Source organism: Ruegeria sp. N4, from assembly GCF_056531425.1.
This window is the reverse complement of sequence record NZ_JBQFLT010000001.1, coordinates 244,819-257,663: the sequence shown is the minus strand read 5'-3', so window position 1 is coordinate 257,663 and position 12,845 is coordinate 244,819. Positions and strand designations below refer to the sequence as shown.

12 protein-coding genes are annotated in these 12,845 nt (G+C 59.9%); 7 read left to right on the top strand and 5 right to left on the bottom strand.

All coding sequences use genetic code 11. From position 1 onward, the window contains the following. Window positions 1–27: 27 nt before the first annotated feature. The 6 genes from ACR0LW_RS01220 (at window position 28) to ACR0LW_RS01195 (ending at window position 5,864) form a co-directional block, all read left to right on the top strand. Window positions 28–1,692: a nitrite/sulfite reductase gene (locus ACR0LW_RS01220; RefSeq protein WP_480881329.1), complete on the top strand. Its 1,665-nt coding sequence runs from the start codon at window positions 28–30 to the stop codon at window positions 1,690–1,692. Beyond that, a complete protein-coding gene (locus ACR0LW_RS01215) occupies window positions 1,682–2,443 on the top strand; it encodes a phosphoadenylyl-sulfate reductase (protein WP_480881327.1) in 762 nt (253 codons plus the stop codon). The genes ACR0LW_RS01220 and ACR0LW_RS01215 overlap by 11 nt, the downstream gene beginning before the upstream one ends. Beyond that, window positions 2,440–2,847 (top strand): DUF934 domain-containing protein, encoded by a 408-nt coding sequence (locus tag ACR0LW_RS01210; protein WP_170450979.1) that lies wholly within the window; start codon window positions 2,440–2,442, stop codon window positions 2,845–2,847. The genes ACR0LW_RS01215 and ACR0LW_RS01210 overlap by 4 nt, the downstream gene beginning before the upstream one ends. Before the next feature lie 106 nt (window positions 2,848–2,953). After that, the gene (locus ACR0LW_RS01205; RefSeq protein WP_170450982.1) at window positions 2,954–3,805 is read left to right on the top strand and encodes a ferredoxin--NADP reductase; all 852 of its coding nucleotides are present in this window, start codon (window positions 2,954–2,956) and stop codon (window positions 3,803–3,805) included. 116 nt (window positions 3,806–3,921) lie between these two features. Next, a complete protein-coding gene (gene infC, locus ACR0LW_RS01200; protein WP_480626269.1) occupies window positions 3,922–4,512 on the top strand; it encodes a translation initiation factor IF-3 in 591 nt (196 codons plus the stop codon). A 242-nt stretch (window positions 4,513–4,754) separates the two neighbouring features. Next, the gene (locus ACR0LW_RS01195; RefSeq protein ID WP_480881324.1) at window positions 4,755–5,864 is read left to right on the top strand and encodes an aromatic ring-hydroxylating oxygenase subunit alpha; all 1,110 of its coding nucleotides are present in this window, start codon (window positions 4,755–4,757) and stop codon (window positions 5,862–5,864) included. Between the two features lie 8 nt (window positions 5,865–5,872). Here ACR0LW_RS01195 and ACR0LW_RS01190 read toward each other — a convergent pair whose 3' ends face one another. Together ACR0LW_RS01190 and ACR0LW_RS01185 are read right to left on the bottom strand one after the other, a co-directional pair. After that, window positions 5,873–7,195, bottom strand: a complete 1,323-nt coding sequence (locus ACR0LW_RS01190; protein WP_480881322.1) for an aspartate aminotransferase family protein — start codon at window positions 7,193–7,195, stop codon at window positions 5,873–5,875. Next, window positions 7,192–7,953: a beta-keto acid cleavage family enzyme gene (locus tag ACR0LW_RS01185; protein ID WP_480881320.1), complete on the bottom strand. Its 762-nt coding sequence runs from the start codon at window positions 7,951–7,953 to the stop codon at window positions 7,192–7,194. The genes ACR0LW_RS01190 and ACR0LW_RS01185 overlap by 4 nt, the downstream gene beginning before the upstream one ends. Window positions 7,954–8,042: 89 nt before the next feature. On the opposite strand from ACR0LW_RS01185, the gene ACR0LW_RS01180 reads away from it, so the two are divergent. Then, window positions 8,043–8,942 (top strand): MurR/RpiR family transcriptional regulator, encoded by a 900-nt coding sequence (locus ACR0LW_RS01180; protein ID WP_480881318.1) that lies wholly within the window; start codon window positions 8,043–8,045, stop codon window positions 8,940–8,942. Window positions 8,943–8,989: 47 nt separating this feature from the next. On the opposite strand, the gene ACR0LW_RS01175 is transcribed toward ACR0LW_RS01180, so the two are convergent. The 3 genes from ACR0LW_RS01175 to ACR0LW_RS01165 form a co-directional block, all read right to left on the bottom strand. Next, window positions 8,990–9,781: an FAD binding domain-containing protein gene (locus tag ACR0LW_RS01175; protein ID WP_170630139.1), complete on the bottom strand. Its 792-nt coding sequence runs from the start codon at window positions 9,779–9,781 to the stop codon at window positions 8,990–8,992. Window positions 9,782–9,875: 94 nt separating this feature from the next. After that, complete coding sequence (locus ACR0LW_RS01170) at window positions 9,876–12,236, bottom strand: xanthine dehydrogenase family protein molybdopterin-binding subunit (protein WP_480881316.1); 2,361 nt, start codon at window positions 12,234–12,236, stop codon at window positions 9,876–9,878. A 79-nt stretch (window positions 12,237–12,315) separates the two neighbouring features. Beyond that, window positions 12,316–12,801: a (2Fe-2S)-binding protein gene (locus ACR0LW_RS01165; RefSeq protein ID WP_480881314.1), complete on the bottom strand. Its 486-nt coding sequence runs from the start codon at window positions 12,799–12,801 to the stop codon at window positions 12,316–12,318. Between the last annotated feature and the right edge of the window lie 44 nt (window positions 12,802–12,845).

The following is a 12,845-nucleotide window of genomic DNA, read 5'->3' as shown; positions in this document are numbered from 1 at the left end:
CGGGGCTGCAACTAAGGACAGCTAGATATGTATCGCTACTCCGAGTTCGACACAGCATTCCTGGCAGAGCGCAACAAACAGTTCCGCGCGCAGGTCGAGCGTCGTATTGACGGCTCGCTGACCGAAGATGAATTCAAACCCCTGCGCCTGATGAACGGCCTGTATCTGCAGCTGCACGCCTATATGCTCCGGGTCGCCATTCCCTATGGCACGCTGAACAGCGCGCAGATGCGCCAACTGGCCTTGCTGGCCGAGAAGTGGGACAAGGGCTATGGCCATTTCACCACCCGTCAGAACATCCAGTATAACTGGCCGAAACTGAATGACGTGCCGGATATGCTGGACGCGCTGGCCGAAGTTGGGATGCACGCCATTCAGACCTCGGGCAACACCATCCGCAACGTGACCGCCGACCATTTCGCCGGTGCCGCCGCGGACGAAATCGCCGACCCGCGCCCCTATGCAGAACTGCTGCGCCAGTGGTCCACCGACCACCCGGAATTCCAGTTCATGCCGCGCAAGTTCAAGATCGCCATCACCGGCAGCGAAAACGACCGCGCAGTGATCAAAGCGCATGACATCGGCCTGCAACTGGTCGAGCGTGACGGCATTCTGGGTGCTCGCGTCATCGTGGGCGGCGGTCTGGGCCGTACGCCGATGATCGGCAAGGAACTGTCGGAATTCGTCGCCTTTGACGACCTGCTGGCTTACCTCGAAGCCACCGTATCCGTCTGGAACCAGATCGGTCGCCGCGACAACAAGTACAAGGCGCGTATCAAGATCACCGTGCATGAACACGGCATCGACGCCATCCGTGCCAAGGTGAACGAGCGCTTCCTGCAGGTCCGCCCGCAGTTCAAAGGTGCCGACATGAACCTGCTGGACGAGATCAAGGGCCACTTTGCTGCACCTGCTTTCCGCAAAGGTTCGGTTGCATCGTTCGAAAGCGCCTATACCAACGATCCGGTCTTCCGCTCGTGGGTCGATACCAACATCGCGCCGCACAAGAACGCGGACCACGCGATTGTCACGATCTCGATCAAAAAGCACGGCGCAACGCCGGGCGATGCCACGGCTGAGCAGATGCGCGTGATGGCCGATCTGGCCGAAGAGTTCGCCTATGATGAACTGCGTATCAGCCATGAGCAGAACGTGATCCTGCCGCATGTCCACAAGTCGGACCTGCCCGCGATCCATGCCAAGCTGAAGGAACACGAACTGGCCACTGCTAATATCGGCCTGATCAGCGACATCATCGCCTGCCCCGGCATGGATTACTGCGCGCTGGCGACGGCCCGCTCGATTCCGGTTGCGCAGGAAATCGCGACCCGGTTTGACGAGCTGAAGCTGGAGCATGATATCGGTCACCTGAAAATCAAGATCTCGGGCTGCATCAACGCATGTGGTCACCACCATGTGGGCCATATCGGCATCCTGGGTCTGGATCGCGCAGGCGTCGAAAACTACCAGATCACGCTGGGTGGCGACGCGACCGAAACAGCCGCCGTTGGCGACCGCACCGGTCCGGGCTTTGCCTATGACGAGATCGTGCCAGCCGTCGAACGTATCGTAGACACCTATCTGAACCAGCGTGAGAGCGCCGAAGAAACCTTCCTGGAAACATATCGCCGCGTCGGTATGGCTCCGTTCAAGGCGGCCCTCTACCCCGAGGCTCAGGCGAATGCCGCTTGACCTTATCCAGACGGAACTGGGTGCAGACAGGCGCGAACTGACCGACAAGGTTGACGCGCTGAACAACCGGTTCCGCCACCACAGCGCCCATGATGTCATGCATGGCGCAATCGAAGAGATCGACGAGCTTGCTCTGGTCTCAAGCTTTGGGGCGGAATCGGTGGTGCTGCTGCATATGGCGGCGGTGGTCGACAAGATGACCCCTGTGCTGTTTGTGGATACGCAGATGCTGTTCACCGAAACGCTGGAATACCAGCAGGAGGTCAGCGAGCGGCTGGGCCTGAAAAACGTTCATATCATCCGTGCGGATGATCAGGACATTCAGCAGGAAGACCCTTACGGCGCGCTGCGCCTGCGCGATACGGATGCGTGCTGCAACCTGCGCAAGACCTTCCCGCTGCAACAGGCATTGACCGGGTATTGCGGCTGGATTACCGGGCGCAAGAGATTCCAGTCCGGCACCCGCGCCGCGCTCGATTTCTTTGAGGTCGAGGATGGAACGGGCCGGATCAAGGTAAACCCGCTGGCCCATTGGGCGCCCGAGGATGTGCGCGCCTATATGGAAGAAAACAACCTGCCCCGGCATCCGCTGGTGGCCAAAGGATACCCGTCGATCGGCTGTGCGCCCTGCACCTCGCCGGTCAAAGAGGGCGAAGACCCCCGCGCCGGGCGCTGGCGCGACCAGAACAAGGAAGAATGCGGCATCCATTTTGTCGATGGCAAGATGGTGCGCGCCGGAGAGAAAACATGAACGTAATCGTAACGGATGAGGGGTTCGCCCCCGATGACTGGACCGACGGCTTTGTGACCCTGGAAGACGCCGCGAATGATGTTGTGGCGCTGGATGTGGCCTCGGACACCGACCCGGATGAGCTGATTGACCGTCTGGGCAGCGCAAAAATGGTGCGCGTGGACTTTCCGTCCTCGGCGGATGGGCGTGGGTTCACCATCGCGCGCGTGCTGCGCCTGAAAGGCTTTACCGGACGTCTGCGCGCCAAGGGGCACGTTCTGGCCGACCAATACGCCATGGCCCGCCGCAGCGGGTTTGACGAAGTTGAAATCGACAACGCCCTGGCGACCCGTCAGCCCGAAGATCAGTGGCTGGCTCGCGCCGACTGGAAAGAGAACAACTACCAGGCCCGCCTGCGCGGCTAAGACCGCCATCGCCAGCTTGTGAAGGAAGGGGGCAAACTGTCCCCTTTTCCTGACTTGGATCAAAGATTAAACGGAGATGTCGGTTTACCTCACCGGCAGTGAAACGATGACAGAGATGAAACCCGTGAGTGAAGCAACCGCCGTAAAGGCCCCCGTACTGCCCGACGCGCAGACTGTGACCGATGTGAAGCATTGGACCGACAGCCTGTTCTCGTTCAAAGTGTCGCGCCCTGCGACGCTGCGGTTCCGCTCGGGCGAGTTTGTGATGATCGGCCTGATGGGTGACCCCGACCCCAAAACCGGGCGTCAGAAACCTCTGCTGCGCGCCTATTCGATTGCTTCGCCCTCATGGGATGAAGAGCTGGAGTTCTACTCGATCAAGGTGCAGGACGGTCCGCTGACCTCGAAGCTGCAGCATATCAAACCCGGCGATCAGATCATCCTGCGGCCCAAGCCCGTCGGCACGCTGGTGCATGATGCCCTGCTGCCCGGCAAACGTCTGTGGTTCTTTGCCACCGGCACCGGCTTTGCGCCATTTGCCTCGCTGCTGCGCGAGCCGCAGACCTATGAGGATTATGATGAGGTCATCATCACCCACACCTGCCGCGAAGTGGCCGAGTTGGAATATGGCCGCCAGCTGATTGAAAGCATTCGTCAGGACGAATTGCTGGCCGAACTGATGGGCGAAGGCTTTGCCGACAAGATCCGCTACTACCCGACAACAACGCGGGAAGAGAGCCCCAAGATGGGCCGCATTACGGAACTGCTGAAAGACGGCACCGTGTTTGCCGATCTGGGCATCGAAGGCGGCATCAAGCCCGAAACCGACCGCGCGATGGTCTGCGGCTCGCTGGCCTTCAACCTGGACATCAAGGAAATCCTGGAAGAGTTCGGCCTGCGCGAGGGCGCAAACTCGGAACCCAAGGAATTCGTGATCGAAAAGGCATTTGTCGGCTGATCGACACGGCTGGCTGGGCCTTTCCTGACCCGGCCAGCCGATTCCCGCGATAATTCACGGGAATTTCCGACTTACAGGCGTTTATGCTGCTTGAAACGCTGCCCGGCCCGGTCTAAATTCCGGGCTCGAAATTCTGCAATCATCAAAGGAATGAACCCATAGCTCGCAGACCCCACAACGCGCCGCCGCAGAGAGATACCGGACCGCGCGTCAACGACAAAATCCGTGCCCCCGAAATCCGCCTGATTGGTGCTGAAGGTGAAAATGTCGGGGTGGTTCATCCCGCCAAAGCCATGCAACTTGCCGCCGATGCCGGCCTCGATCTGGTCGAGATCTCGCCCAACGCGAATCCGCCGGTCTGCAAGATTATGGACTTTGGCAAGTACAAGTACGAAACGCAGAAGCGCGAAGCCGAGGCCCGCAAGAAACAAAAGATCATCGAGGTGAAAGAGGTCAAGTTCCGGCCCAACACCGACACGCATGATTATGACGTCAAGATGAAGAACGTCTTCAAATTTCTGGAAAAGGGCGACAAGGTCAAAGTCACCCTGCGTTTCCGCGGTCGTGAGATGGCGCACCAGAACCTGGGGCGCGAACTGCTGGAACGCGTAGCCGAAGACATCAAGGATATCGGCAAGGTCGAGAACATGCCGAAGATGGAAGGCCGTCAGATGATCATGATGATCGGCCCGCTGCCGCAGAAATAGTCCCTGCAAGCAATCCCAATTCGAACCCTGTCAGAGACGATCTGGCAGGGTTTTTTTGTTCACCTGAACGTCATTGAACGCGATTTGCATCCCATCGAGATAATCCGCACATCCTGAAAGCCGGAAAGCGACAACAGGTCGATTTCAGACGCTCTGATTTCGACGCCGCCTTGGCGCAATCCGGAAAGATGTGGATCGGGGTTTGGATCAATCCGAATGCCACGGATCCTTGGGAGGCTACGATGGGTGAAATGTCTTTTGCCGGCGGCGTTTATCAGTCGCTTCCGTCGCAGGCCTATTGCGACGAGGCCGTGTTTGCCACCGAACGCAGCCGCATATTCAGACGCGCGTGGCAACTGGTTGGCCATGTAACCGACCTGCCCAACCTCGGAGACTATGTTGTCGAGGATATCAGCGGCATCTCGGTGATTGTGATCCGGGGTCAGAATGGTGAAATCCGCGCTTTCTACAATGTCTGCGTGCATCGCGGGCATGAGCTGCTGAATGGCAAGGGCTGCGCCAAAAAGATGACCTGCCCCTATCACGCCTGGACCTATGATACGACCGGTCAGCTGCGCGCCGCCCCAAATGCCACTGCCTTTCCCGGGTTCGACAAAAGCCAGTACAAACTGCGCCCGGTGCGGATTGAGGTCTTTTTTGGGTTGATCCTGGTCAATCTGGATGCGGATGCTCGCCCGATGGCCGAACTGGCACAGGAAGCGCTTGGCGAGATTTCGGACTATGCCCCCAACCTGCCCACCTACCAGCGCGCCGATCGCACGGAACGCTTGGCCAGTGCAAACTGGAAGGTCGTGGCCGAGAATTTCAACGAATGCTACCACTGCGCCGTGGTGCACAAGACCCTGACCACAGGCGTTGTCGACCCGGATCAATACCAGACGCGCGGTCACGATTACGGAATTCGCCACGCAAGCCCGGCTCGGCCGGATTCCCAGAAATCCTATGAATACGTGGCAGACCCCGCCGCGCGCACGGACAAATTCCTGACCTGGTGGTTCTTTCCCCTGTTCGCGCTGCAGGTCTATCCCGGTGGCATCGTGAACACCTATCGCTGGAAACCGCTGAGCGTGAACTCCACCAAGATCGAGGTCGACTGGTGGCTGCCCGACGCCACCCCCAATACGGTCGAGCGCGAGATCATCCTGCAACACCGCACCACCACCTTTGCCGAGGACGGCCCGATTGTGGATTCGGTACAGCGCGGATTGGAAACCGGTGCCATTGGTCATGGCGCGCTGGTGGTGGACAATGCCTGCTCGTCCCAGTCAGAGCATCCGATCATGGCATTCAACACGCATTATCAGAAGGCCATGCAGAACACGGCCCTCTGACCCCTTTTTCAGACCGGAAGCGTCGCGTCGATGGCTTTCGCCAGTTTTGAAACCAATTCGTCAAGCTGCGACTCTTCGATGATGAAGGGCGGTGCCAGCAGGATATGATCGCCGTTCTTGCCGTCGCGGGTTCCTGACATCGGGTAGCAGATCAGCCCCTCGGCCATTGCCGCCTTCTTGATCTTCCCGGCCACACCATGCGCTGGATCGAACGGGGTTTTGCTGTCCCGATCAGCAACCAGTTCGATCCCCCGAAACAAACCGCGCCCGCGAATATCGCCCACATTCGGGTGCTGGCCAAAGGCAGCTTCCAGCGCCGATTGCAGTTTCTCACCCATCACACCAGCGCGCGCGGGCAGATCACGCCCGGTCAATTCGCTAACCACCGCCAAAGCCGCTGCCGTGGCCACCGGATGGCCGATATAGGTATGCCCGTGCTGAAAGAAGCCAGAGCCGTTCTGAATGGCCTCATAGATCCTGCCCGTGCACAGCATTGCACCAATCGGTTGATAACCAGCCCCTAACCCTTTGGCGATGCACAGAATATCCGGAGACACCCCATCATGGTCGCAGGCAAACAAATGGCCAGTCCGCCCCATGCCGCACATGACTTCATCCAGAATCAACAGCACGCCGTACTGATCGCAGATTTCGCGAATGCGCTTGAAATACCCGTCCACCGCCGGAACAGACCCCAGCGTCGCCCCGACAACCGGCTCGGCCATGAACGCCATGACCGTCTCGGGACCAAGCCGCAGAATTTCGGCCTCCAACTCATTGGCGACACGTTGGCCGTAGTCAAAACTGCTCTCACCCTCGGGCTTCTCGGCATATTCATAACAGGGCGCGATATGGGTCATTTCGATCAGCATCGGCGCAAATTGCGCGCGCCGCCAGGCATTGCCGCCCGCCGACAAAGCCCCCAGCGTATTGCCGTGATAGCTTTGCCGCCGTGCGATCACGTGGCGGCGCTCGGGCTGGCCGATCTCAAGGTAGTATTGCCGGGCCAGCTTGATCGCGGCCTCGGTCGCCTCGGACCCGCCCGAGACAAAATACACCCGATCCAGATCACCCGGAGCATGCTCGATCAGCAAATCCGCCAGCGCCTCGGCAGGTTCCGAGGTCATGAACCCGCTATGAGCAAAGGCGATCTGTTCGACCTGCTTTTGAACCGCTTCGATAACGGCAGGATTGGAATGCCCCAGACAGGACACCGCCGCATCGCCACAATCCAGATAACGCTTGCCATCGGCATCAATCAGGTAACACCCCTCGCCCCCGGCGGCGACAGGCAAAGCAGCCTTGGTGTGGCGCGGAAAAACATGGCTCATTTCGAAACTCCCTTGATCAAAGACACCAGCGCCGCAACCGACGCCGCATTGTCAGCCCATGGCTGTCCGTCAGAATTCGTCAGGCTGTTTTCGAACCCGACCCGCAGGTCTCCGCCGCGCTGCGCGGCCTTATGCAAGCACGCATGTTCACGTGGCCCAAAGGCGCACACCATCCAAGGTGAGCGATCCTGCGGGAACTGATCCAAATCCTCGGGCGACGACACCTGACCGGTCGAATAGCGTCCCAGCACCAACAGGCGATCCTGCTGCCCGTCCCGGACAATGCCTGCACGCTGCCATTCGGTCAGCAATGCGGCATCTTCGGCATCATACAGAATATGCTGAACGCGCGTCCCCTGATCTTGACACAGCCCATAGACACGATCCGCCATCTCGGGCGCCCGCGCGATCTCGCGCACCGAGACCGATGCCCAACCGGGCCGCACCTGTCGCAAACACCCATACTGGGCATCGACGCCATAAATGCCCGCAGCTTCGGTCGTGATTTGAATGTCCAGATCGGGCACCTGCTTTTTCAACTCCGCGACGGCTTCGAGATACCGCCCTGCATCCAGCGAATGCTGCCCGTGCGCATCCCGAATATGAAGATGCAAGCCATCTGCCCCAGCCTCATGACACGCCCGCGCGGTTTGGACCGTTTCTTCCAGGGTAACTGGCAAGTGCGGGTGATCCACATGCCCGCGCCGCGCGCCATTGGGTGCGACAAGGATGTAAGGTTGCTTTGGCAGGTCGGTCATCGGTTGCTCCGTCAAACACACAGCCGATCTATCCATGCCCCGGACGTTTTCAATTGGATAATTTAAAAACATATGTTTTCTTTCACACCATGACCGACACCCTCAACCAGTTGACCAACGCTCTCAGACACGAGATCGACCACATGCCGGCGCAATTGCAGGCGGCGGCCAAATACGTGATCGACCATCCCGGCGACTTTGGCCTCGACCCGATCCGCATCACAGCCGAGAAAATCGGCGTCAGTTCAAACGTCCTTGTGCGCCTTGCCCAACGTATGGGGTTTGACGGCTACGACGCCTTCCGCCACCCGTTCCGGCAAGCTCTGGTCACGGACGGAGAGGATCGCCTGCATCAGGACTGGCTGTCACGCCAGGGGGCAGACGGGCCGTTCAGCGCAGCCCAGGCCGATTTCGCCCGCAACGAGTTGAATGTGGTTACAAGATCACTGCGGTTGATGGACCCCGGCGACGTCAAGGACGCGACCAACCTTATTCTGAACGCGCAGCGCTGTTTCATCACCGCGACGCGGGCCAGCTACGCCCTGGCTTACTATTTCCACTACGCGGGCCGCATGGCCCATCCCGGCCTGCAACTGGTGCCACGGCACATGGGCTCTGCCACCGACGACCTGTTGGACGCGGACAGCAACGATTGCCTGCTGGCCATAACGGTGCGGCCCTATTCGGCAGAAACCATCCGCACCATGCGTTTTGCCGCGGACAAAGGGGTCCGGATCATCCTGATCTCGGACAGCGACGTGATCGCGCCGGGATTGCGACCCGATGTCAGCTTACAGATCAGCACGCGGTCCATGCACCATTTCTCCAGCTTTTCCGGGGCGATGGCCGTGCTGGAATGCCTTCTAAGCCATCTCTTCTCCGCGGGTGGCGAAGACGCCAGACGCCGGGTCGAAGCCTATGAAAAGGCTCGCGAGGATACCGGCGCCTATTGGCAGGCCCCGAAACTGCCCAGAATACGCAGCACATAAAAAGCCCCGGCGCACGGTCCGGGGCTTTCCAGAAAAACCTGCCTGCTTCACATACAGGCTTCAACGGCGCGCTTGGTCATTACTCCAACCAGATGCGCCCGGTATTCCTTGCTGCCATGCAGATCGGCAATCATGTTCATCGGGTTGACCTTCAGATCCATCAACGCATCAGGACGGAACGCAGTGTTCAGCGCCGCCTCGGCCTCGGACCACCGGAACACACCGTCCTCGCTGGCCCCCGTTACGGCAACACGGACACCATCCGAGAACCGCGCCACAAACACACCGACCAGGGCAAAGCGCGAGGCAGGTTGCAGGAACTTCTGATAACTCGCCGCCTGCGGCACCGGGAACCGGACCGATGTGATGATCTCACCCTCATCCAGCGCCGTGCTGAACATACCGTCAAAGAAATCATCCGCCCCGATCTGGCGCGTATTGGTCACGACCGTCGCGCCCGATCCCAGCACACCTGCCGGATAACACGCCGCCGGGTCATTATTGGCGATGGACCCGCCAAGGGTACCGCGATTGCGCACCGCCGGATCACCGATCTGACCCGCCAGCGCCGCCAGCGCCGGATAGTTTCCCGCAGCCTCGCGCGCCACCACCGCATGCGGTGTCGCCCCGCCAATCGCGACCGAGCCGTCATCCTCGATGCAAACCCCCTGCATCTCGGCAATCCCGCTCATCGACACCAGTTTCGACGGCGCAGCCAACCGCTGCTTGAGGGTCGGAATCAGCGTCTGCCCACCCCCCAGCGCCTGCGCATCTTCAGACCCTAACGCAGCAACCGCATCAGCGATGGTCGAGGGCTTCTCAAACTCGAAATTGTACATTGCGTCTTCCTTTCCGAAAGGCGCGGATCCGCCCTTCATCTGGCTATAAATATCCCGGGGAGCGGGAGGGGCTGCCCCCTCGCCCCCCAACCTCTCAGCTGTTCATCGCCGCCCAAACGCGCGACGGGCTCACGGGCATGTCGATGTGATCGACCGCCTTGCCGCCCGAGTTCAGCGCATCCAGCACCGCATTGACCACCGCAGGCGGAGAGCCAATCGCCCCGGCCTCACCACAGCCTTTCACCCCCAACGGGTTATGCGTACACGGCGTCTGGCTGGAATGATCCACGCCATAAAACGGCACGTCATCTGCGCGTGGCATCGCGTAATCCATGAAAGACGCGCTCAGCAGTTGCCCGTTTTCGTCATAGGCGCAGTTCTCCAGCAGGGCCTGACCGATCCCCTGCCCGATCCCGCCATGAACCTGACCATCAACGATCATAGGGTTGATGATGTTGCCGAAGTCATCCGCAGCGGTGAACTTTTCGATGCTGACCTGACCGGTTTCAGGATCGACCTCAACCTCACACGCATAGGCCCCTGCCGGGAAGGTGAAGTTGGCCGGATCGTAGAACGCGGTCTCTTCCAGCCCGGGCTCCACCTCCAGCGGGTAGTTATGCGGCACATAGGCTGTCAGGGTCACATCACCCCAGGCCACCGACTTGTCGGTGCCTGCCACGCTGAACTGGCCGTCCTTCAGCTCGATATCAGCCTCGGACGCTTCCAGCAGATGGGCGGCGATCTTCTTGGCCTTCTCGATCACTTTCTCGGTCGCTTTCACCATGGCCGAGCCACAGACCGCCAGAGACCGAGACCCATAGGTCCCCATCCCAAACGGAATCTTGGACGTATCCCCATGCACAATCTCAACCATCGACTCGTCGATGCCGATCATGTCGGCCACTACCTGCGGAAAGGCGGTCTCATGCCCCTGCCCGTGGCTATGTGCGCCGACCATGACGCTGATCGAACCGGTGGCATTCACCCGCACCGTCGCCGCGTCATAAAGACCCGCGCGGGCCCCCAGCATGCCAACGATGTTCGAGGGTGCAATCCCGCAGGCTTCGATATAGCAGTTGATGCCCAGACCGCGCAGCTTGCCATTGGCCTCACTGGCCGAACGGCGGGCGGCAAAGCCTGCCAGATCGGCGGCGGCCTCAAGCTTGTCCATCGTCCCGTTGTAGTTGCCGGTGTCATAAGTCAGCGCCACCGGCGTGTCATAGGGGAACTCGGTGACGAAGTTCTGACGGCGCAGGGCAATCGGATCGACGCCCAACTCGCGCGCGGCCTTGTCCACCACGCGCTCCAACTGGAACGTCGCCTCTGGCCGGCCCGCACCGCGATAGGCATCCACCGGAACCGTATTGGTGAACATCGCCTTCACGTTCACCTGAATGACCGGCGTCTTGTAGTTGCCCGCCATCAGCGTGCCGTGCAGCCATGTGGGCACGGAACTTGAGAAGGTCGACAGGTAGGCTCCCAGATTCGCGAAGGTATTGGTGCGCAGACCGATGAAGTTATTGTCGGCATCCAGCGCCAGTTCGATGGTACTGACATGATCGCGACCATGAGCATCCGACATGAACGCCTCGGACCGGCTGGACGACCATTTGACCGGGCGGCCGCAAGCTTTGGCGGCAAATGTCACGAACGCCTCTTCCGCATAGTGGAAGATCTTGGTGCCGAAACCACCGCCCACATCCGGGGCAACCACGCGGACCTTGTGTTCAGGCAGGCCCAGAACAAAGGCGCACATCAGCAGACGGATCACATGCGGGTTCTGCGAGGTGGTATAAAGCGTATATTCCTCGGTCGCCCGAGCGTATTCGGCGACTGCAACGCGCGGCTCCATCGGGTTAGCAACCAATCGGTTATTCACAAGGTCCAGAGTGGTCACATGCGCCGCGTTGGCAAACACCTCATTGACCTTGGCATCGTCGGCCTCACCCAACTGCCAGTCATAGCAGATGTTGTTTTTCAGATCGTCATGAACCAGCGTCGCGCCATCCTGCGCGGCGGCCTTCATGTCGATCACGGCAGGCAGTTCTTCGATATCGACCTCAATCGCCTCGGCGGCGTCGCGGGCCTGTTCCAGACTGTCGGCCACAACGGCGGCAATCGGATCGCCCACATGGCGCACCTTGCCCTGGGCCAGAATTGGGTGCGGAGGTTCTTGCATGGGCGCGCCGTGCTTGTCGGTCACTTCCCAGCCGCAAGGCATCCCGCCCACGCCTTCGAAATCCTTGCCGGTGAAAACCTTGACCACACCCGGCATCCCCTCGGCCGCCGAAGTATCGACGGATTTGATCCGCCCATGCGCGATGTCGGACCTCAGGAAATGCACATAGGCCTGGTTATGTACGTTGATGTCGTCGGTGTAATTGCCTGCTCCGGTCAGAAAGCGCACGTCCTCGCGGCGCTTGGAACTGGCTCCGATGCCACTGTCTTTGGGCATTGCTTGTTCTCCTCCCATAAACGGATGCGGATGCATCCTCTGTCATCCCACGGGCGTCTCCCTTACGCCCGCAGTGGCATCATTCGGCAGCGATGCTGCTGGCGTCCTGACCCGAAGCGGCCATGATCGCCTTGACGATATTGTGGTATCCGGTGCAGCGGCACAGATTGCCTTCCAGATACTTGCGTATTTCGGCCTCGGTCGGGCGCGGATTGTCTTTCAGCAGGGCCGCAGCACTCATCACCATACCCGGCGTGCAGAACCCGCATTGCAGCCCGTGGTGATCCTGAAATGCCTGCTGAATGACATTCAGCGACCCGTCCGGATTGGCCTGACCTTCGATGGTACCCACCTCGGCCCCATCAGCCTCAAGTGCCAGCATGTTGCAGGATTTGACCGCCTCACCATTCACATGCACCACACAGGCGCCGCATTGGGCCGTATCGCAGCCTACATGTGTGCCCGTCAGCGACAGGTGGTCGCGCAGAAAGCTGGACAGCAGGGTCCGGCCTTCGACGTCACCGCTAACGGATTTACCGTTCACGGTCATTGAGACCTGTGTCATGAGTTCCTCCCAGTTTTGATTTTCTCCCTTGCGACCGAGTTAAA

What these genes read in the sequence shown, in the direction of transcription:
- ACR0LW_RS01220 (WP_480881329.1), top strand. Translation starts at nt 28, where the DNA reads ATGTATCGCTACTCCGAGTTCGACACAGCATTCCTGGCAGAGCGCAAC.
- ACR0LW_RS01215 (WP_480881327.1), top strand. Translation starts at nt 1,682, where the DNA reads ATGCCGCTTGACCTTATCCAGACGGAACTGGGTGCAGACAGGCGCGAA.
- ACR0LW_RS01210 (WP_170450979.1), top strand. Translation starts at nt 2,440, where the DNA reads ATGAACGTAATCGTAACGGATGAGGGGTTCGCCCCCGATGACTGGACC.
- ACR0LW_RS01205 (WP_170450982.1), top strand. Translation starts at nt 2,954, where the DNA reads ATGACAGAGATGAAACCCGTGAGTGAAGCAACCGCCGTAAAGGCCCCC.
- ACR0LW_RS01195 (WP_480881324.1), top strand. Translation starts at nt 4,755, where the DNA reads ATGGGTGAAATGTCTTTTGCCGGCGGCGTTTATCAGTCGCTTCCGTCG.
- ACR0LW_RS01190 (WP_480881322.1), bottom strand. Translation starts at nt 7,195, where the DNA reads ATGAGCCATGTTTTTCCGCGCCACACCAAGGCTGCTTTGCCTGTCGCC.
- ACR0LW_RS01185 (WP_480881320.1), bottom strand. Translation starts at nt 7,953, where the DNA reads ATGACCGACCTGCCAAAGCAACCTTACATCCTTGTCGCACCCAATGGC.
- ACR0LW_RS01180 (WP_480881318.1), top strand. Translation starts at nt 8,043, where the DNA reads ATGACCGACACCCTCAACCAGTTGACCAACGCTCTCAGACACGAGATC.
- ACR0LW_RS01175 (WP_170630139.1), bottom strand. Translation starts at nt 9,781, where the DNA reads ATGTACAATTTCGAGTTTGAGAAGCCCTCGACCATCGCTGATGCGGTT.
- ACR0LW_RS01170 (WP_480881316.1), bottom strand. Translation starts at nt 12,236, where the DNA reads ATGCCCAAAGACAGTGGCATCGGAGCCAGTTCCAAGCGCCGCGAGGAC.
- ACR0LW_RS01165 (WP_480881314.1), bottom strand. Translation starts at nt 12,801, where the DNA reads ATGACACAGGTCTCAATGACCGTGAACGGTAAATCCGTTAGCGGTGAC.